We start from the raw sequence: 23,169 nt of genomic DNA, 5'->3' as shown, positions 1-23,169 counted from the left end.
AAAGCAATCTGATTAAATAAAAAGATTGCTTCGTACCTCGCAATGACGATAGAGTTTATTTAATCGGTTTGATATAATAACTGTACTGGTAATCCTTAAAAGGAATCTGATATTGGATCAACGGCATAGAGCCCCAGCTATCAATCCCCTGTACGCCCAGTTGTTGCCTATCCATGTGCACATAAATCTGGTTACGTTTTACCAGTTCGCCGGAGTGATATTGTTTTTTCTCCGCTTCAGGGTCTAAATCTTCTACTGAGTAAGGCAAGGCATTAAAACTCAACAATTGATCTGCAAATTCGAAACGTAAACCTTTACCTGCTTTATTGGTAAAAGCTACCCAGCGCACGTCCGTTTTATTGCCACTTTCCTGCGGACGCGCATAAGCAAAATACTGATCAGAAACGTTTGATTTATAAATACCAATTAAAGATGCTGTTTTCCGATCGACATAGTTTTCGCCAGGACCACGGCCATACCATTGAATATTACTGTAATCGTTTTTCAGCTGCAGATCGTTACCGATACGCATTAAACTTTTATAATTACCCGTTATGGCTTTAAATTGGTTATTTACTTTAATTGTTCCATCGGCCGATACATTAAATTCCTGTGTGGTTTCCGCATCGCCTTTAAGCAAAGATGATTTAACGGTTAAAGTAAAACCATCGGCGGTTGAATTTACTGTAGATTTAATATTGCTAGCACTGTTATCCTGATACACATTGCGCCACATGCGTAAGCTGGTGTTTAAACCTGCGCCAATATCGTTATCGGTTGGTGCACGGTAAAAGCCCGGTTGTGGACCTGAAGCCAATAATTCCTGTCCTTTTGAAATATAACTCGTTAATGTTCCTTTGGTTAAATCGAAGGTGATGGTAAAATCGCTTCCTTTAACAATTGCTTTTTCTGCAGTTTGTTCCACTTTTAAAGATTTTTTGTTTGGAGCATATGCGCTAACTTTAGGTGTTCCTGCAAGTTCAATCTGCTCATAAGCAACCTCATAACCCTTTTCTAAAAATGGTTCAGGTGTTTTTAAGCGATAGCGAACATTTAAAAAATATTCCTTTCCAGCTGTATAGTTCGTTTTAAACGGAAGTGACAACATCTGCGTTTGGCGTGGGCCAATATTAAGGTTACTCACTACTCCGCTTTGAATTGCTTTTCCATCTTCCAGCAATTCCCAGTTCAGTTGTACATTACTGATATCTTTAAAGAAATAGCTATTGTTTACATTGATCTGGTTGGTGCCGTTAAAGGCAGTTTTGATGTATTGATGTACTTTTTTCAATTCTACAGCCATTGGCGTCATGCCGCGGTAGGCGGTAACTACACCTTTCACGCAGAAATCGTTATCACTAAAGTTTTCGTCAACAGGGCCACTTAGCGGAAAATCGCCACCATAGGCCATAATGCGTTTGCCGTTTTTAACCGTATCAATAGATTGATCGATCCATTCCCAAACAAAACCACCCTGCAATTTCGGGTTGTTTTCGATAGCGTCCCAATACTCTTTAAAGTTACCCAAACTATTGCCCATAATGTGTGCGTACTCACTCATGATAAACGGCCGGGTTTCTTTTTCCTGCTTCGAATAACGTGGCAGATAATTTGGCGAAGGATATTGTGGAACAATCATATCGGTATTAAAATCGTTCTCTGCCCTTTCGTATTGAACCGGACGGAAATCTTTTCCTTTAAGCCATTGGTAAGCTTCGTAAAAGTTAACACCGTTACCAGCTTCGTTACCTAACGACCAGGTAATAACCGAGGTATGGTTTTTATCACGCTCGTACATTCTGGTAATGCGCTCAAGATGTGGCACACGCCATTGTTTATCATTGGCAAATGAGGTTTCTAAACTATAATAGCGACCGTGCGATTCGATATTGGCCTCATCAATTACATATAAACCATATTCATCACAAAGCTCCATCCAATAGGGATCTGGCGGATAGTGCGAATGGCGGACCGCATTCACATTCAGTTTTTTCATCATTTCCATATCTTTTTCCATGTCGGCATGGGTTAAAGTATGGCCTTGTGTAGCATTATGTTCGTGCCTGTTTACCCCTTTTAAAAATATGCGTTTGCCGTTAACCAGTAAATCGCTGCCTTTAATTTCTACCGAACGGAAGCCTACTCTTTGTGGGATCACTTCGATGATTTTATCGTTTTTATCTTTTAAGGTAATGTATAAAGTATATAGATAAGGGATTTCTGCCGACCAGTTTTTCACATTACTGATCTGCGTTTTAAAAGAAAGGCTGGTTTTATAATTACCCAATACTTTTTGCATTGTAGTGGCATTTTTCCAAACGTTATTTCCTTTGGCATCAACCAGATCGAGCGCTACATAAAAACTATCCGGACGGCTATGGTTGGTGTGCTGATCTATTTTATAATTTTCGACAGCCAAATCTACATTCAGCAAACCGTTGGTGTAAGTGGCATCTAATCCACCCACCACTTTAAAATCGCGGATGTCTAATTTTGGCGTCGAATACAAATAGACTTCCCGTTCGATCCCCGAAATGCGCCACATATCCTGGCATTCTAAATAACTGCCATCACTCCATCTGTATACCTGTAAGGCGATGGTATTTTCGCCTGTTTTAACATATTTGGTAATATCAAATTCAGCTGCCAGTTTACTATCTTCACTATAACCTACTTTTTTACCGTTCACCCAGATGTAAAAGGCCGATTTAACTGCACCTAAACTGATAAATACCTGCCTACCATCCCAATTTGCGGGGATGTTGATTTTTTTTCGGTAAGAACCTACCGGGTTGTTATCAACGGGAATATCGAAGGGTGGATTCATTTTTGCACCGGTTAACTGTCTGCCTGCAAATTCGTAGGGTTGGTTAACATAAATTGGTGTGCCATAACCATTGGTTTCCCAGTTGGCGGGCACTTTAAAGTTGTCCCAGGTTTTATCGTCGAAATCTGTTTTATAAAAATCGGCAGGCCTTTTACGCGGATCTTTTACCCAGTTAAACTTCCAGGTACCATTTAAAGATAAAAAGTATGTTGATTTTTCTTTGGCTCTTTTACTGGCCAAATCCTGATTTTCGAAAGCAAAACCCGACGCCCGCATGGGCAAACGGTTAAGTGAAACCACTTCTGGTGTTTGCAGTTCGGAAGGCAGATCTTGTGCACTAATTTGCCCTGCAATACATAATAGTGTAAATAAAACGGTTATTTTTTTTTTCATTTTGTGTGATAAAATTGGTCTTGTTGATCCAAATTACTGATGATTAGGTTATGATACCGAAATTGTTTTTGCGCAAACGTTTGAGTTTTAAAGATGTTACCGAGGCGTTGATTTATTGGATTTAGATAGTACTCATCATGTTGGTTAGTTTTTCTTTACCATTAAGAAGTTAAGAAAATTAAGCGCTTTAGTAATGCCTTAGCGTTCTGTAAAACTTTTTTATAGTCCTAAAAACAGAAAAAACCCTTTGCCACCTCCGGTGGCAAGGGTCTCACTAACTAAACTAACTACTATTTTAAGAATTCTAATTCGTATTGGTTTAAGAAAGGATTACCATCTATTCCGTATTCGTTTAATATTTTAATGTTCATCCAATAGAGTGCAAGTGCTGCAGCGTCACCAAGTGTAGATACATAAGACTTTGCTCCCACCACGTAATTTGGATCAGCAATAGTTCCTGAAGGCACATCAGTCCCAAGTGAAGTCCATTTATATTGTCCCCCTAATACCATGTTATATCCAGTGGGTGCCTTATTTCCCAAAAGTCCCTCTGCTCCCTCATCTATCGCCCAGAAACCAATTAAATTCGTATAATTAGGATGTTGAGTAATATCTTTTAAACTAATGTTATTGGCTATTGTTGTCGCATCGAGCGCAGTATTAAAAACAGTGAGATTGGCTGCATAAAAATCGGATTCACCACCAAAAGCGCCTATTTTTAGCGGCTCAGTAGTATTAATATTTTTTGAAGCACTAACATTGTAAGAATTTTTGAAAACACCATCTACATAGGCAGAAGCAGTTCTCGTGCTTGAGTTTACATATTTTACAGTCATAGTTAGGGTATGCCAGCCATTTGCCAAAACTCCCGACATTTGTAATTGCTGCTTACCTCCCCCTCCGTTTGCACTACCTCCAAACTCTAAATTCCATGTATTCCCCTCCTGCATCCAAAACCAGCCAGTCATAGTGGTACTATTTAATAAAGTACTTTTACCCAAAAACTGAGGATAGTTATTAGATGTGTTAAATTTAGTTTGCATTTGAACTGTAAAATCTTTATTATCAGACATATTGTAAAACCCATTATCATTCGGAACAATTGCTGTAATAGCACTGGTTTTAAAACTAATGGTATTAAAACCTGATTTTTTAAGCTCTAACTGGGTTAATGATGGATTATAGGCAAGCATAAAGCCACTTGTTGGTGCCGCACTACTACCGCCATGATTAGTGGTTAAAATCACTAACCAATCTTCATTGGCATAGGTTTTTCTGGCTTTTAGAGTAGCTAAAATTTCGCCTAGATAACCATCTGTTGTGGTTACTGAGGCTTTGTAAGCAGCATTATTAGCAGTAAAACCACCGTTTGCTCCAGCTGCTTCTACATCTCTAAAATTAACGATTAATGTTCCTAAGCTTGCTTGATTTTTCAATATAGCAATAGTACTGTCTTTTACAGCAATGTCTGTATTTACTGTTGGCGCAAAATCAGAATTGCTTAAATATTTACGCAAACTTGCCCATGGCGTTACCACACCAGTTTTTACCGTTTTAAACTGCGTAATGTAGTCTAATACATTCCGATAAGATGTAATTGTACCATGATCGTCAGAATTTGGATCCTGATAACGTTCAAAGTTATCATTCAAAATCTGGTGTTTAACAAAACCAGTACCTGTTAATAGACTTACCCATCCAGCTGCGTCTGAAATTCCTTTATTCGTACTTAACGAATACTTCCCATTCTTTTGCATCGCCGTAAAGTTAAGGGGAGCAATAGCCTGCAACTCACTGCCTCCCAATCCATCAATACCAATAATCAGTACTTTTCTTTGCTTTGTTGTGCTTCTATTTAAATCTTCATATACTGCCTGTGGATTTGCATATTTTTTACATGCAGAGAAACAAAGTGGAATAAATAATGCAAAAACAGTATAATATTTAAATTTATTTGAAATTTTCATCTTCTTTAATTTAGCGTTTATTTAATTACACCCAACTCAGCCATTGCTGCATAAGGAAATGAGGCTACCGGTGTATTCCAACCATCTTTTAATAAGACTTTGAAAAATTTACCATATACCGGCCCATTAGGAAATACAAATTCGTAACGTGAAAATGCATTTGGGATCTGGGTAGTGCCCACACTGGTAAAACCAATATTATCACTGCTCACCAATATTTCAATATTTTTTACACGTTGAGCTGTAGAATTTCTCGGGAAGAAGTACATTCCTTTAACACTCATTCTTTTGTTCTCACTATAAACAATAGTGTATGGGTAACCTTGCGCAGTACTTGGTGCAGGGCTATATTGTGAATGCCAATAGGTTGAAGTATTATTATCGAGCATGGCAGCTGGGCTACCTTCGTTTGATTGAGTAGAACTTACCGTAACGCTTGGCGCAAATGAAATTTCCGCAGCTCCACCGGTTTTATTCAATGGATTATATGTCCAAACCTGGTTTGTTAACATTGGATATTTTGCCGACACCTTTAGCGCAACAGCATCGCTTATCGAAATGCCCCAGGCATCGAAAAATGGAGCCAGATCAATTTGTGCATAATCTGATAACTTCTCATAAACAAAATTATGTTTGGTGATGTCGCTCGAATTTAACCGGTCTGCATGGCGGGCCTGATTATAAAGATAAGTCATAGCTCCATAGCCATATTTCTCAAAAATCTGCACAAAAGGTGTAATCCTTCTGAAAGGCCCCTTATTATTATCTGTCATAAAAGCATCCGTATCAAAATTTTTAATACCGGTACCACTTGCATAGGTTATTGATTCTGGAAAGCCACTCGAAACTGCAGGATGCAAAATATTATAGTCGGCACCAATTCTATTGGCCACTTTAAAACTGAACAGGTTGTTAGTGGTTTCACCTAAGGTACTCCAGCTCCAAACACTTCCCTGTTGACAATTGTGCCCAAACTCATGGTATGAACCCCATTGCCCTATACTGGTATTGAGATTATTAACGCTAGTAAAACTTTTAAACCATTCGCTGTCATTTGTACCTACAAAAGGAAAACCATTATGTCCATATCCATTAGTTAACTGGATATCCAATATACCACGCCATTGACTTTGCGGACTGCGGTCTCTGATGTCAGGGGCATTATCCGATAAGCCCATCCAGGCATTATAGTCTAAATCAAATACATCGTTCCATTTGGTCATCGCCAAAGTTGGATTGGTAAAAGGCTCTGATGAGCTGAAAGAAGCAATAACCTTATCTCTTGGAATCGTAAAAATTACACGTTTGGTTCTGAGTTCAAGCCATGGCACTTGCGAGGCTTTTACTTTATTAACCCAATCGGCATCGGTGCTTTGGCCTAATATAAAATCGGGAGATACTACAGCCCCACTTATGGTAAAAGTAACCGGATTGGCGTAAGCAAAAGTTGCGAGGATATAAATATGACCACCGTATAAATTGCGGATATAGTTTACACCAGCAACCAATAGCTTTCTGTTATAAATTAATGGATCACGCAATAACGGCGATTTCCCGGCAAGGTTATCAGTATGTGCACCTATTTGCACGGTTAATCCTTCAATACCAGCAGGTACTATAATTTTGATCAGCTCGCCAGGAGCAGCATAATAGCCTGTACTATATTGAGGTGATGGAGCTACCGAAATTCTTAGATTTTGCGCTGTTTGATCGGTAAAGTTTAAATCTAATGTAAACTGAGCATCTTTTACCCTTGGCTCTGATTGATCTACCAAACCGGGAAATACCCTTGCTTTGGCATACATCGATTTGTCAATTACTTTCATATTGGTATCAACAGTTCCATCGGCCACATTCTGGGAGTTATCCGGATAGCCATCTGGTACTTCGTACCCATATTTTTTACATGCCGAAACCACTACTAGTAAGGATAAGGCAAATATTTTGGTTAACTGATTAAATTTCATTTTATAAATATTTAAAGTTAATTAGTGGGTAATGTAACTGTTGGGGTAAACAAATTACCCATTAAAGCCCATTGTTGCGGAACAGCTATATTTAACCAATTATAAATTAACACTGGAATGTCAATGCTATTTGGTACATTTTTAAAGGCTACATCGCTAATATTGCCGCCAACAAAAGGCGTAACTTCCAGAAAGCTGATCCAACTGGCACTTCCGCTTAAGTTAAAATCTTTGTTGCCGCTCGATAAGTCTTTAATTATTAATCCTTTACCTTCATTAGCTGGCCACCAGCCCATTAAGTTATCAGGATTAGGTGCTGTAAATGAAATTTCCTTTTTCATATTCACAATAAGATCTGCATCAGTCATTGCAAAATTATAAATCGCCATGTCCCTAAAGTTTAAATCTGTCCCATCTGTTGCTGTGGTTGCTTTTCCGGCGCCCATGTGCAAGGCAGCAGGGTTTGTTAAATTTTTACCTGTAATGTCAACAGTTGTTATCTTTTTACCATCCTGAAATAACGAAACATAACGGGTAGCGCCATCGTTAAACAATTTAAATGCGAGTGTATGCCATTTACCATCTCTAATTACCGCTCCGGCTGAAATGGTATAACCACCGGCAAAACTCAAATAGTACGAATCACCCCAGGTCATAAAATCCCAGCCTGTACTGTTTAAACCTTCTCTGGCACTGTAATTACTCATATTACCACAGAAATGCGCATAATTACTGGAACTGCTTGCCATGCTCCTTAACTTCAACACGAATGTATATTCACCACTTGTTCCAAAATCGCCGATATTGGCATCCGAAAGTACAGCCACTCCGTTGTTTGCTGTAGTTGAAGTTAAGCGGAGTGCTGAACCCGTAAAAGGATAAGAACTTGGATCTGGTTGATCTAATTGTATTTTTGAAAATCTTGGATTATAAAATGCGATATAGGTATTTCTGGAAGCATCGTTATAGATGTTTGAGCCAGGTAGTCCGCCAGATACTCCACCTCCTTTATTTGAAGCCACAACGATTAACCAGTTTTCGCCTGAATAACCTTTTCTGGCCTGCAATGCGGCTAAAATTTCACCTATGTAGCCATCAATGGTTTGGATAGCTGTTGCATAGGCGGGCGTACTTGCAGTATAGCCATTAGCTGCACCTGCTACATCTGCACTATGGAATTGTGCAACCACCATTGTTGGATTATTAGTGTTTAACTCTGCTACCACTCCAGCCTTCACAGCGGCATCATCCGATACATTCTGTTTAACTGTCGCATCCCCGGCCAGTTTATCGTTAAAAATAGCAGTTGATGCAATCGATATTGTTCTTGATTTACCGATTGAGCTTTTAATACGGGTAAAAATTGTGGGTGTCGTTTCCAGATTTAGGCCCGCAAAATCTTCTGTTGTTATATTACTTTTGGTATAATCATACCCTGTAAACATATTTGTCCAGCCGGCGGCGTTAGTAATGATGTTTCGCTTATCATCAGCAAGTCCATCATAACTGTAAAGCGCACGGGCATTAATTGTTGCAATATTTTTAGGAGCCAACGTTTTTACAGCTGCCCCCGTTACACCATCGAGTACAATATAGAGCACCTTCTTTCCAGCTCCTAACCCCGCAGTGTCATTCCTAAAGCTTTGTGGTAATGTATTTTCGAAATCCTTATTACATCCGGTGGCCATAAGGAAAAGACTAAATACCGAAGCTAAGCCTAAATATTTTAGTGCTATAGTTAATGTAAATCCTTTTTTCATATTCATTATGTTTGGAACTATATTGATCAATTAGTAAAATTTAAGCGCATTACATTGTGTGGTAAAGAACTATTGAAACGTAAAATATCACCTACCAAAATGACTTGTGAGCCTGTAGCTGTTGCAGTTTCTAACATATCATAGACATAGCCCTGAAAGCCGCCTGTATTGTTGTAGCCTACAGCCAACTGGCCATTGGCATCCAATACCATAAAACCTTGTCGTAAATAATCGCCATATTTATTGAACGATCCGCTCACAATGATTTTTCCATTATTTAATTGCCCTGCAAAACTGGCTATACCTCCAGTAATGATCTGTCCGTTAAAGGTAGAAACATTGGTACCATCGGCATTTAACAGGTTAATCCCTGAAGATGCCTTACCGTTAAAACTGGTAAATGCCCCTGCAACTACAATTTTATTGGTTGTGGAATTGTATCTGATCGAATAAATATCTCCATTTGCACCCGAACCAGCGCTAAAGCCATTATCAACACTGCCATCCAAATTTAACCTTACAATTCTATTGGCCTGAACCCCATTAAATGAACTAAAAGTTCCGACTAGGATCAACTTTCCATCGGTTTGCATCATCGCATCTAATATCACACCATTTGCCCCTACAGCACTTTGGCGGGTAGATTTATTGTAATGAAAAGTAGAATCCATGCTACCATCCATGTTTACCCTTACCATCTGACGCATGCGCGTTAAGTCATAAACTTTATCGTCATAACTCGAGTTAGGCAAAAACATGCGTTTATAATTATAAAAATTACCTACAATATATACCTGTTCGCCAAAAACAAAGGTTTTTCTAACGAACCCATCAACTCCGGCATTAAAAGCACTAATGGTATCGCTGTTTTTATAAGTTTCTTGTGGTTTTGGATTAATTATATTATTGAGGATCACACTATCTAACGATCCGTTAGCATTTAATCTGGCGACATTATTCAAGGTTTGACGGTTATTACGGGTAGAGTTATAACTGGTAAAACTACCTCCTATAATAAATTTGCCGGCATAACTACCAGTAGCAATACGGTTAATCGAATAAATAGCTTTACCAGATCCACCAGCTCCTTTTCCAAAAGCTACCGCATCTGTCGAATACGTACCATCGCCTAATAATTGTACAATACCTCCATTGGGCAGTTTTTCAGTTCCCTTCAATTCAAAGCTATTAAAAGCGCCGCCTAAAAAATAGCGCCCGCTTGGTAGCGTTTCAATATCGTACACCGTACTGGCACCGGTAGTATTGCTTGCTCCGTTTATTACTTTCCAGGTAGGATCGAGGTTTAGTTTTCCGTCAATTTTAACCAGGGGACCAAAAAAACTCTGTCCTTGAGAAGTAATCCACATGCTGCCAGTACTGGCATTTACCGGAATTTTAAAGGTTAGCGTACTGTCATTCGAAGACTTAAGATCAACTTCCGCCTCCACTTCATTTACATAAACTTTAAAATCGTTAATGTATTTCGCCAGTCCTTTTACCTTTAAACTTAAAACATCCCCAACGCGCAGTACATCAGGATCTGTTGTTTTAGAAATAAAAGTGATATCCAGTGGTTTCTTGCCTCCGGCATAAGGGTCTTCTGTTAAACCCTTTTCCTTTTCGCAAGAAACGAAAACTGTTGTTAAGCTTATTGCAGCCAACAAATACAGCTTAAATTTATATTTTATGTTAGTTAACATTTTCATTTAATTTGCGGATAATAGATTAAACTTATGGTGTTGCCGGATCAATACCGGCAGATATAGCCTGCTCAATAAAAATTCCGGTGTTGAACCCGAAATTATGCTTCTGTTTAGTCAAAACATGCAACACTCCGTTAGTTGGCTGAATGTCGGAAGTAGCTATCGGAATATTGACCAATGATACCTGTGGATTGGATAAATCTGGTATATAAGCCAGGTACAATTGACGGTACCCCGCATACGATACTCTCGATATTTCGGCACCAGCTGCATTGTATACAACAGCATCGTTAAAAATAACCCCAATATTCATAATTCTACCACCATAGGATGTATATCCCTGACCCGGAAAAGCCAGATAAGATAAAGTATCACGTTGTGGATAATCCTTTAAGCGGTTCGGTCCTTTAAAAATATATTGTGAAAGGATGTTTTTCCATACTACAGGCTTTATCTGCGTTAATTTAGATACTGTATCTTTACCCTGTATCCTTAAATACAAGTTTAATTGTTTTATCGATTTATAAATAGAACCACTTGGTGGTGCAAAGAACGTAATGTTCTCATTACTCACCACATCGGCTAAACCAGCCAGTTTAATCACAGTTAAGGTCGAATCAAAAAATGGTTTCTTTTCTTCCATGTACTGCATGATATTACCGTTGTATTTTGGATCGTGAACACCCGTTTCCATGTAGTATTTTTTACAGCCTGTTAAAACTGATAGTACACAGATGAGTGAAAATAACAGTGTTTTAAAATTCTTCATCATCATATCTATTAATTCCAATAATTATTACCAATTAAATAAGGGTTAGCACTTCTTTCAGCAGCACTAATGGTTAACGGCCATGCCCAGGCACCAGCGTTGAAATTGGTTACAGACATTGGTGATTTTGTAAAATCTGAATTTACAACCCGCTTTGTTCTAACCAGATCAAAAAAGTATTGCCCCTCACCAATTAATTCCCTGCATCTTTCTTTGTAAATTTCATCTTTCAAGTCCTGCCCGCTTAGTGTTAATAGTGGTGCAGCAGCTGCCTCTCTAACCCTGTTGGCAAAATCTCTTGCCCCACCCTCATCACCAAGCTCGGCCAGTGCCTCTGCAGTTAGCAGATAACAATCTGGTAATCTGAATATAATAGCGCTATCGTCGCTAGTTACCGACAAGGCTGCTCCTGAACCAGTTGTATACAGGTTGCCGAATTTTTTGAATTGGAAAGTACCTGTTCCAGAATCATAATTTTCAAACCAGTTGGTTAATCTTGCATCTGGTATACCTGCTGGGAAAAGTTTTACAATAAAAGATTTATCATAAGTCATATAGCTGGTACTCTTAGTTGGTACACCCTGGTATGGAAAGTGCGCAAAGAAATAAGAATAACCTGCAGGCTGCGAAAAACTTTCGCCATAGGCTACATCTTGTAGTACACCAAATAAATTTTCGGTGCTACGACCTTTAAAAATACGCAAAGTATTTTCTGGGGTAATCGGTAGCATCTTATAACTGCTGTAGGTATCCAGCTCTGCCGCCAAGGTTTTTACAGCCTCATAATATTTGTTCTTTTCTCCTGTATCCCAGGCGGCAGCCCACATATTCAGGTGCATTAATAAGGCAACAGCAGAAGCTCTTGTAGGTCTAAATCCATTAGAGGATGCATCTGCGTAATATACGGGCAAATCGTTCTTTGCAGCGGTCATATCGGCAATACACTTTCTCATCACTTCTACTTGTGGGGTTCTTCCTAAAGGAGTGCTGTGATAAGCTTCAGTATAATAAACGGCATCGCCAAATAGCTTGCATATAAACATGTAACTTAAATTGCGTAAGAAAACGGCTTCAGCCTTATATTTCTTTCTCTCCACATCTGATAGTGATGCTGAAGAAACCTTATCGATTTCAAAATACATGATATTTGATGCGGCAACGATGTCATACCAGGCTTTCCAATCCATAATATCTTTCAATATCCCAGGATAATTGGGACTATTAAAATTTGTTCCGGTATTGGTAGCGTTGATAATTGTCCGCATATTGTTATTAACTAAGGCGTTGAGCACTGTCGTTCCGGTGCCATTATCGCTTCCGAGTAAGCTTACATTATTGCCTCTCATTTCTAATGCCGGAAAAAACATCTTATCTGTATACCTAAAAAATGTAGGAACCCCACCAATCTTATCTTTTAACCGGGCATATATTCCATTGGTGAATTTCTCCACATCATCTCTTGTTTTCCAAAAGTTGTTTCCGCTCTGGGCTTCAATGGGAGTTACATTAAGCAATTTTTTACAGCCAGCTGCAGTAAAAGCCAACGCAACAAACAGAATTATATATTTAATATTTTTCATTTCCTTACAATTTTAAAACTCAATATTTAAACCCAATGTGAATTGCCTAGGAGAAGGATAACCACCAGAATCATCTCTTCCTAAACTGGTTACGTTTTCTGGATTCGGACCAGTATAACGCGTAATAAAACCAAGATTCGAAGCTGTAGCATTTACACTTACCCTATTCATTCCGAATCTCTGGGTAAAGCTTTGTTTTAGATTATAGTATAGTTTTACAGAGTTTAATTTAAAGTAAGATCCATCTTCCTGAAAGGCTGTTTGGTTAATTCTAAATGGATCGATAATACGTGATCTTACAAAGTCTAATGGATTCCCATAAGTTGCAACATCTCCTGCTGATCGCCAATAATTAAGCTGATCTAATGGCACCAAAGCCCCAGAACCATTTGGAGAGTAATAATTACGCAACTGGTTGGCTAATGGGTTATTGATGATATCACGGATCAAGGTAAAAGAAGTATTCACCTCTACACTCCAGTCTCTCCATTTTAAATAGGTAAAAATACCGCCAGTAATTTGCGGTTGCGAGTTACCTGCTATTACCCGGTCATTACCATCAAGTACATAGTTTCCATCCAGATCGGTAAAAATTGGATCCCCTGCTTTAAAATAATTTAGACGACCGTTACCCCCTACGCGGTAAGGTAAACCCGTATTCGGGTCAACAGGAACCTGTGCATTGGTAGAATAAACACCCTTCGTATTATAAAGGTAGTTAGATAGCGAATTGGTACCTAAACGGTAATATATATCCTGTCCTAAATCTTTATCGGTATAAATAAAATCCCTCAAACCATCGGGCAATTGTGCTAAAATCTCTCTATTAATGGCAATGTTTGCGTTAATAGTCCACTTAAATTCGCTACTTGGACTTAGTGGACGTATAGCAGTTTGAAACTCCCAACCATAATTTACATTGCTAATTTCATTAGAAGCAATGGTCGAAAATGAATTGGTACTTGAGATATTTTTATACCTGAAAATATTATCATTCTGTTTATAATAGGTGTCGAAATTTAATGAAACGCGACTTTGAAATAAGCTAAAGTCAACACCAGCGTTATAAGTAGTGGCCTTTGTTGGCTGTAAATCTAAATTAGGTAATCGTTCCAAATCCAATAAAATGGAGTTTGCGTTATTGTAGCGGGGTCCACCGGCATATTTGCCATAGGCATCAAAAATTCCACCTACAGGCTGAATATTAGAACCATAACTCAAACGGATATCAGCATAATCGATCCATTTAATGTTCTCCATAAATTTCTCCTTATTAAAGTTCCATTTAAATGCAACTGATGGATTAGCAATGTATTTTGCATTTTCACCATTTGCCGAGTTGGCATCAAGGCGATAATTAAGGTCTAATACATATTTTTGTCTATAATTGTAAGAAAAAGCACCTGCAAAAGCGACACTCCTTTCATCCTTATAATCTATGGTACCACCCAATGAAGTAAGATAATCGGTCATATTGGTTAACGGTCCCCTTAACTGATCGTTTACCCCTTTTTCATTCAAAATAGCATCCGCTTTAAAAAAACTAGAGTTAATCTCTGTGAAGGCGAATAAATTAAATGTATGGGAATCTTCACCTGCAGCATCTTTTAAGCCATACACATAAGAGAACTGGTTCCGGTTGTATAATTTGGTAGCGCGATCATTATAGGTATAATATTGCGATTGATTACCATTTAAAGCTGCTGGCGAAAAATTATCTTTTGTATTTGATCCATTGGTATAATTTAAAAATGTTGAAATCCTGAAGTCCTTAAAAACCTCATATTCTGCATTAATAGTGGCAAAGGTTTGCAACGATTTATTGTCGTTATCAGTTTGAAGCTGTGCCAGCACACCGCTTTGAGAAGAATATAGAGACGGCGACGGCAATAAGGTAGACGCATTACCGGTAGCCGCTAAACCACTGTTAAGCAACCCATTACCACTTCCTGTTTGTACTTTTTGAATCGAATTTTGCAATTGTCCAACCAACTTAAATTTAGGGGTTGGGTTATACTGCATGTTCATATTCAGATTATATCTCGAGTAACCGGTATTTTGTTGTATCCCCGTTTCATCAAAGGCCCCTAATCCTACTTTATAATTGAAGGCTACGTCACCACCTGATACACTTACATTGTGGGTTTGGTTAAAGGTATTCCTGTAAAAAAAGGATTGCCAATCTGTTGAGTTATTGAAATAAGCGTTCAAACTATCGGCCAAAACAATCGAAGAGTTAACCATATCTATCCCATGATAATATGAAGTATCATTTTGCAAAATCTGATTGATGCGCAACTGGCGTTCTCCTTTTCCACCAATAACAGTACGCAACTGTGGTACCATCGAAAAAAATGCTGCACCATTATAACGTACTACAGGAACCTTAGAGTTACCGCGTTTAGTGGTCACCAAAATTACACCATAGGCACCACGCGATCCATACAATGAGGTCGCCGCGGCATCCTTTAATACCGTAACATCCTCTATATCTTCCGGTGGGATCTGCGAAATCGGCGATACCCCTGGCCCTGCCTGCTGAAAACCATACGAATAGTTGGTATTATCATCTACAGGTACCCCGTCAATTACAAATAATGGTGAAGTTGGTGTTAGGAAACTAGAACTTCCTGAGCCTGATACATTGATATTCGAAATACCACGTAAGGTAATAGACCCCCTAAATCCTGGTGAACCTGTGCTGTTCTGGATGTTAAGACCAGCAACTTTACCTTGTAAAAGCGACATCACATCACTTGCTGGCTGGCCCTGAATATCTTTACCCGAAATCGTTACCGTAGATCCGGTAGTTAAGGTTCTGGTTTTGGTTTGATAACCTGCAGTAACTTGTACCTCTTTAAGTGTGGTATTGTCACCTTGTAAGGTTATTGTGATATTGGTCCGGTTATTAACCTTAACGGTTTGTGTGATATAACTTAAATATTTAAAAGTAATTTCTGCGTTTGAGGCGACGGTTACCCTGAAACGACCGTCCCCATCAGTTTGACCCAATACCTTGCCGTTGCTGATAATGCTTACGCCAGGCATGGTTTCTTTCTTTTTCGATTCGCCATCATAAACTGTACCTGAAACCGCAATTTGCTTTTGCTGTTGTTGCTGTTGAGCGAAGGCAAGGTTATGCAAACCGAAAATCAATAAAATTACTATGCTGTAAAAATACTTCATTGGAAATATGTTTTGTTTGGATTTAGTTATTTTCATCAGTCGTTATCAAATTTTGGTTTATCATTCTTAAACTGGAAGATAATTTCCCAATCGCCCTCCTCATAGATCTTAAAATTTAGGGCCAGATAACAATGTAACAGTAAAGCACCGAATGCCTGCCTATCGAATCTAAATACGACTCTCGCGGCATCGCCCTCGGCAGTGGTATATTTGGTTGGATAGGCTGTTAGCGGTATAGGATAAGCCACATCGAACTTTACTTTAGTAGCATCTTTTATCATGTTAAAACCATGAACCAAATTGCCCCAATCGGTGAGTGCAAATTTATTCGGATCAATTACCTGCGATAAAGTATCCACAAATTTAAAACTGATACTATGTCCAGAATAACCAGGTGTACCCTTTGGCAACTTATTGAATACCACACGTACATCTGAACTAGACAAAAACTGATTGGTTTTAACACCTGTAATAGCCAAACCGGAGGGGCTAACAGAAGTAGAAGTTCCCTGCCCGGTAATCGGGTCTAAAGGTGAGGGTTCATACGGGCGCTCGCGAAAAGGTATTAGACGCATATTCTGAAAATATTTTCTTCCTCCGGTATTCGACATTTCCACATCAAAAACGTACCCCGAATCTGGCTGCGCCTTAACCATATTTGAATTCGCTTCTGCCCACATCAAAAATTCACCTGAATGTGGCCGTACTTCAAACAGCGGATGGTTCTCCACTACCCGTTTTGCTTCAATTTCTGCCAGCGATTTCTCCGTACCATCGTAAGCGGTTTTCCATACCTTAACAGGATATAATTTGGTTAACTCAGGGGCAGCTTCACCGCCAAAGGTGCGCATATTTACAATTTTAAAATCCAATGGCCTGCTTGAGTTACCATAGGTGAAATTGTTGGTAAATAAGGTATTTCTGCCTAAGGTAGGTTGATATATATACTGCGTATATTGGCTATCGCTGGCAATAGACAATCTATTATCAGGTAAATTTTTCTTACAAGATCCAAGTACGAACATCATACTTGCCAGCATCATTCCTATACCAAATAAGTGTTTATTAGTTTTCATCTTCATCAGGTTATTTATCTAATCTTGCTGTAAATTCATTAAATCCAAAACTGTGCAATGGGGTTAAAATATTAATTGTTGCATTGTCGGTTTTGATATTAATTGCATCTGTATTGGTGGTTATCCAGTCCAGTTGAATTGTAGAACCAAACATATCACTATACTCCAGTGTTGTTGCTCCGCCCCCAACAAAGCCCGAAGCATTTGCCTGTACCGCTTTAATGTGCATAGGATAGTTAATGCCAATTGTAGTTACCGAGACACCATCAACGGTACTGGTATAAGCATTCGCAATTCTATTTCCTCTAACTATATATTTTGAAAGCATAAACAGCAATTCGGTTGGATCAGCAGTAGCCAAATAAACCGGGGTTTTACCAGCAACCTTTCTAGTTTGGTTTAAATACTTTACAGATGCGGCAAAATTTTCATTTACAGGAGCAAATAGTGTTATCTGTTGATTGGTTAACGAATCTTTAAGTTCTGGAAAACGGTTCAAAACCAACAGCAACGAATCAAAAGTGTTGGGTTTCGATTTTAAATAATCCATAGCCGAACCTTTAAAAATTTGTATGGTATTCGTATAATCGTAATATGGCGAATCGTTCTTTTTGCAGGCACTTAAATAAAGACCCATTACCGCCAACAGCAGTATTAAACCACGCTTATATAATTTCATGTTCATCATCTTCTTAATAATTATTGCCAATATGGATTTTGGGTAACCAATGAATTGGCGTTGATTACATCTTGTGATACTGGCCAGTATATGCCACCCGCATCTTCAAACTGTCTGAAAGTTAGCGATACTCCATTTTTCTTAATAAATGTGCCCGTTGGTTTTTTAATCCTGTTGTAACGTACAATGTCATACCATCTCCAACCCTCGGCCATCAGTTCTCTTCTGCGTTCAGCAAAAATGGCGTCAATCAAATCTACTCCCGATGCAGGATCGTAAACGATCGGGCCCCTTAAATCTGCAGCTTTATTTAGGGCGGTAATAGCCTCAGCCCGCTGCCCTAATACTGCACAAGCTTCGGCTCTTAATAAGGTTATTTCCTCTATACGGCTAAACAACATGGTAGAGCTGAACAAAGTTAAATTGCCAGAGGTTTGCGCGGTATAAATCACTTTTATTTTATTGAAAATCGGCTGCTCAGAAGTAAAATTGTAAAAATAATTTGTGCGGTATAAGCCGTTAACCGGGTTAAAACTGAATCTTAAATCTTTTGGATCGGTAAATATTTTCAGGATACTATCCTTTGTCACAAACATTTCAGGCTGTGCTTTAGGGATAAATGGCGAAGCCAAGGTTAGTTGCTCGATGTGCCCATTAGCTGTTGATAAACCATTACCAGCTTCAAATGGAAAACCTACAATTACCGTTGCACGCTTAAAAGCAAATGGGCTATAGTAATTTAAGTTTTCGGTTAAAGCATCCATAGCTAAATACACAATACCATTAGAACCGCTTCCGTTAGATTTTGTATAATTATCCAATACAAACTTAGAGTAAGCAGCAGCATCAAGATAATTGCCTTGCCATGCAGCTATATGGGCTAAAATGATATATGCTGATAATCTGGTGAATATGTTTCCGTTCCAACTTCCCCAACCTGCACCATAATAAAGACCTGGAAGAATAGGATCGTCTCCACCATATTTGAAAGGGACTACTTGTGCAGCAGCCAACAGCTCAGCCGTTGCAAATTGTAAAACCTTATCTTTATCAGTTCTTGGAAGTTTAACAAAATCCCCATCGTGAGAAGAAGTTAACAAAGGCACATCCCCCCAGATCCTAACCATATAAAAATAGGCAAAAGCCCTTAAGATCTTTGCTTGTGCCACATCAACATTATTATTGATGGCTGTATAACGGGAATCCAAAGGTACAATCTGTTTGGAACGCTCAATAAAAAGGCTGGCCGCATTAACAACAGCATAAAATCTACGCCAGTTGGTAATCCTGTTAATTACGGGATATTGTGCATTTAACTGCCCCGAAACGATGGATTTAAGATCTGATCTATTGGTGATCGTAAAATCACCTTGTCTTAAATCGCCCATCAGCCAGTGGGTATTATCAGATACAGTAGCAGAACGCATCAAACCATATATGGATGATAAGTTTGCCCTGGCATCTTCTAAAGTCTTCCAGTTTGTTTCTTCTGTTGCTAATCTTACTGATTGTACATCATCAATTTTTTTACAAGAGAAATTGCCAATACCAATTAAGCTTACCAGTAAAGTAAGCATAACCTTCTGGCAGATACTAATTTTATAATTAGAATATTTCATATTAATAATGGTAAAATTTTATAAATCGAGTTTAAAGCCCAAAACAAATGTGCGCGGGATAGTGATATTTGCACCGTCGTAAATTCCATTGTAATTGATCAACTCAGGATCAACACCCGAAAAATTGGTTAGTGTAAACACATTCAGCGCTGTTGCGTATAAATAAGCTCTTCTAAATTTTCCGCCGGCATTTTTAAAGAAACCTGCTTTACTGAAATCGTAACCCAATGTAACCGATCTTAATTTTACGTAAGTGGCACTTTCTAAAAACAGGTCCTGATCGGTACGATAGGCATCTACCGAACTCCATGGATTGTAGATCGGATAGTTTTTTTCGTTGTCGATAGATTGCCATGAGGATACTTCTTTAACTGAGTTGATATCGTTTCCAGCCTCACGGTTAACAAAACCATAACGGGTGGCCTCATACTGGTTAATCGCTTTCTGGCCTGCTGCGAAAATGAAATTGAAATTTAAATCAAAACCTTTGTAAGCTATGGTGTTGTTCCAGCCGCCTACAAATTTTGGCAAGCGGTCTCCCGTCAAGACCTTATCTTTACTGTCGATTTTATTATCTCCATTGTAATCAACCCATTTCGGATCGCCTGCTTTTAATGCGATGCCGTTAAAGGTTCTACCTTTGGGCACCTCTCCATCGCTATTATAAATGCCTTCATTGGTATACAACCAGTAGCTTCCAACTGATTTGCCTACTTCAAGTTTGTTATCATTCTGATAAATCAGTTCATTTAAACCCTCTGGTAAAGCCGACAACTTATTTTTGTTATAACTGAGGTTTAAACCTGTATTCCAGTTAAATCCATCTTTCCTTTGTAAAACAGATACGTTAACCAAAAGCTCAATACCTTTGTTGTTAATATCCATTCCCGATTTATACTGAGTAGAATAACCTGTTTCTACGGCTACTGGTAAACCCACAACATTATTTTTATCCTCCCGGTTATATACCGTTACTGCAGTATTGATACGACTGTTTAAAAAAGATGCATCAACTGTTAAGCTGGTGCGGTCAGCAAATGGCAAACTAATATTATAGCCAATAAAACCGCTATTATATGGACGGTTAATGCCTAACAAACCACCATAGCCCGGTATAGTTGGTTCCTCTTCCCAGCCATTCTCTGAGCGGTATTGTGGTCCTGCAGCAAAACGGTCATCCTGGAAAATCCTTAATGTTCGCCCCCAAGAGGCACTTACATGCAAGGCGTCAACCCCACTATTCCCTTTTAAAAACTGTTCTTTTAAATTCCAATTAACATTGAATGCCGGAGTAGTTACCCAGCGGCTATCTGGCTGGCCATTTGATGTACCATCTCTTCTTAGTAATGCACTAAGCGTTAGTAAATTTTTATAGGCATATTTAGCTGAGCCATAAAACGACATTAAATTATTACGTTCCTTATCAATATACCTGAAAACGTAAAAGTCGTTTTTGGCCAGTACGTTTAAATAATCCGGATTATCAAACCCGTCAACGGTTAGCCTAGCATCTACAAAAGACAACTTCACATAGTCGTTAGGACCATTATAAGCCCTGGCGTAATTGTATTTATAAGTATCGCCCTGCAAACTTTGGCCAATTTCAAAATCAAGGGTATGATTTTTATTAATGTCGTACTTATAACCAATAGTGTTATTTATCGAAGCCCTTTGGCTATACCCAAAATAATTAGATATATAACTGATACCAGCCAACAAAGTGGAGGGAATAAAATAATCTCTAACACCTTCGTTATAGTTAAATAAACCACTTGTGGTGATAACGAACTTGTTTACTTTCGCTGTTAACGATAAATTTCCATTTAATACAGTCGATCGGTTATTATCAACGTTTCTGTTATTTTCATTTAAGTATGTTGCATACGAATCGGCATTTGGAGAAAGTGGGCTACTTAGATCAGGGATGTAACGTGTTTCAGCAAAACGATCGCGCAAACTTTTGTTCCGGGTACGATCCAAACGCGCGGTATTCACTGCACTTGAAATTGTAAGCCATTTAAAAGGAGCCATATTGATTCCGAAAAATAGATTATACCTGTTCATATCAGTATCATCTGCATTTCCGGCATTTTTTGTTCCTGAACCAAAAAATCTAAAACTTGCTCTTTCCGATCCACCCGTAATACCTAAATCGGCAGAAAAAGTTGGTGAGTTCTGATAATATAAATCGGTCCAGTTTGATGGACCGAAATAAGCTACATTGGTAGAGTCTCTTAAATAAGATGCTGGTTTACCAGCTGGATTATATTTTTGATAAAACTGGTTCCTGAAATTATTTTCATAAGCACCATTAACAGTATTTACCTGTGGAGCAGTCACATAACCAAAATAAGAGTTTAAGCTTATATCCCTAATCCCCGCCCTGGCATTCTTTGTAGTAATATATACTGCTCCATTAGCTGCGTTTGGACCCAGTTTTGCCAATTCGAAAGGATCTTTAATTACAGTGATAGACGCTATATTATTGATGTCTACCTGCGATAATAAGTTTGTTGCAGGACCAATTCTGTTGTAATCGTATTTCTGGATATCAAATGCAAAAGGGTTGTCAGCTACCAAAGGCACCCCATTTAAATAGATGGCAGGCTGTAAAGCATAAATGTCTTTTTTATTGAAAAGTAAACCAGATGCACCTTGTATAATTATACTTTGTTCCGTACCGGGTTCTCCATTTGGTTCCTGCACATAAACCCCAGCTAAGTTTCCCTTAATAATCTGCTGTAACGACAAATTAGGAACGGGCGTTGAAGAACGGATGTTTAGTGTATCGCGTACAGCTTTAAATTTCTGTAATGCCTTAATCATTTGCCCAATGGTATCTGTTTTTACAGAAATCGTAGATGGATCTTTTTTAGATTTTGTAGTATCTTGCTGAAAAGCCACATAATTTTTGTTAATCCCTTTTATCAATACCACATTGGCATGCAAAGTTTGAGATCCAAAAACAGATAAAAACAAGGCGAAACAAACGCTTGTGTAAATTTTAACCATTTTATTAGTTTAATTAAAGTTTAAGTGTTTAAAGAAGAAGCTCGATTGTTAAAATACAATGAAGAAATTACCTCGTTTTGAGTTTTTTGGGCATGGCAATGCCTGGGGACAAATCGTAAAATTTTTGAACATAGAGTTGGGATTAGGATGATTGGTTAATCCATGGCACTAATAGATGGCCACGAACGATTAGTTTTTGTTTGCTTAATGTTATACCTTGGTTAGAGGTTCTTTTATTATTTTAATTATTAATTATTTACCTGCAGTTAACAGGATTTTTTTGCTCGTAATACTAAAATAAAATTTCGGCTCGTTATGATTTGGTAATGCAAGATATAGATTAAGCAAGGGCAATTTTTATTTTTCTTAACGCAAACGTTTGCCTAAAAATGTGCTTAAAAACTAAGTAAGTTATATATCAATGCTATAGGCAGCAAAAATTTCATAAATTCTAAGAAGAGATAACATTTAAAAGATAGTAGACCGAGGCAATACAATATTGCGACAATAAAACTGTAAACAAATGTTAACTTATATTAAACATATTATAACCATTTTCTACAATTAAACTATTTCCATTTCCCCAAGAATTGTACCCGAAAAAAGAAACAAAATTAATTAAGCGCAAACG

12 protein-coding genes are annotated in these 23,169 nt (G+C 38.3%); all 12 read right to left on the bottom strand.

The genetic code is table 11. From position 1 onward, the window contains the following. Positions 1-55: 55 nt before the first annotated feature. Positions 56-3,220: a glycoside hydrolase family 2 TIM barrel-domain containing protein gene (locus tag R2S57_RS07955; RefSeq protein ID WP_316844514.1), complete on the bottom strand. Its 3,165-nt coding sequence runs from the start codon at positions 3,218-3,220 to the stop codon at positions 56-58. Positions 3,221-3,510: 290 nt separating this feature from the next. Continuing rightward, entirely contained in the window at positions 3,511-5,187 is a 1,677-nt protein-coding gene (locus tag R2S57_RS07950) for a LamG-like jellyroll fold domain-containing protein (RefSeq protein WP_316844513.1), read from the bottom strand. A 17-nt stretch (positions 5,188-5,204) separates the two neighbouring features. Next, a complete protein-coding gene (locus R2S57_RS07945; RefSeq protein WP_316844512.1) occupies positions 5,205-7,154 on the bottom strand; it encodes a M60 family metallopeptidase in 1,950 nt (649 codons plus the stop codon). 17 nt (positions 7,155-7,171) lie between these two features. Beyond that, positions 7,172-8,914, bottom strand: coding sequence for a LamG-like jellyroll fold domain-containing protein (locus R2S57_RS07940; RefSeq protein ID WP_316844511.1), 1,743 nt, complete (start codon positions 8,912-8,914; stop codon positions 7,172-7,174). 26 nt (positions 8,915-8,940) lie between these two features. Next, positions 8,941-10,614 (bottom strand): DUF5008 domain-containing protein, encoded by a 1,674-nt coding sequence (locus R2S57_RS07935; protein ID WP_316844510.1) that lies wholly within the window; start codon positions 10,612-10,614, stop codon positions 8,941-8,943. Positions 10,615-10,645: 31 nt separating this feature from the next. After that, positions 10,646-11,386: a hypothetical protein gene (locus tag R2S57_RS07930; RefSeq protein ID WP_316844509.1), complete on the bottom strand. Its 741-nt coding sequence runs from the start codon at positions 11,384-11,386 to the stop codon at positions 10,646-10,648. An 11-nt stretch (positions 11,387-11,397) separates the two neighbouring features. Continuing rightward, complete coding sequence (locus R2S57_RS07925) at positions 11,398-12,966, bottom strand: RagB/SusD family nutrient uptake outer membrane protein (protein ID WP_316844508.1); 1,569 nt, start codon at positions 12,964-12,966, stop codon at positions 11,398-11,400. Between the two features lie 12 nt (positions 12,967-12,978). Beyond that, positions 12,979-16,152 carry a SusC/RagA family TonB-linked outer membrane protein gene (locus tag R2S57_RS07920; RefSeq protein WP_316844507.1) on the bottom strand — a complete coding sequence of 1,058 codons (3,174 nt, stop codon included), beginning with the start codon at positions 16,150-16,152 and terminating at the stop codon, positions 12,979-12,981. A gap of 35 nt (positions 16,153-16,187) precedes the next feature. Continuing rightward, complete coding sequence (locus tag R2S57_RS07915; protein ID WP_316844506.1) at positions 16,188-17,228, bottom strand: DUF5007 domain-containing protein; 1,041 nt, start codon at positions 17,226-17,228, stop codon at positions 16,188-16,190. A gap of 10 nt (positions 17,229-17,238) precedes the next feature. Then, positions 17,239-17,907, bottom strand: coding sequence for a hypothetical protein (locus R2S57_RS07910; protein ID WP_316844505.1), 669 nt, complete (start codon positions 17,905-17,907; stop codon positions 17,239-17,241). 20 nt (positions 17,908-17,927) lie between these two features. Next, a complete protein-coding gene (locus tag R2S57_RS07905) occupies positions 17,928-19,526 on the bottom strand; it encodes a RagB/SusD family nutrient uptake outer membrane protein (protein WP_316844504.1) in 1,599 nt (532 codons plus the stop codon). Between the two features lie 18 nt (positions 19,527-19,544). Beyond that, entirely contained in the window at positions 19,545-22,538 is a 2,994-nt protein-coding gene (locus R2S57_RS07900; RefSeq protein ID WP_316844503.1) for a SusC/RagA family TonB-linked outer membrane protein, read from the bottom strand. Between the last annotated feature and the right edge of the window lie 631 nt (positions 22,539-23,169).

This window comes from Pedobacter psychrodurus (assembly GCF_032678585.1).
Taxonomy (GTDB): Bacteria; Bacteroidota; Bacteroidia; order Sphingobacteriales; family Sphingobacteriaceae; genus Pedobacter; species Pedobacter psychrodurus_A.
This window is presented reverse-complemented; position numbering and strand designations above follow the sequence as displayed.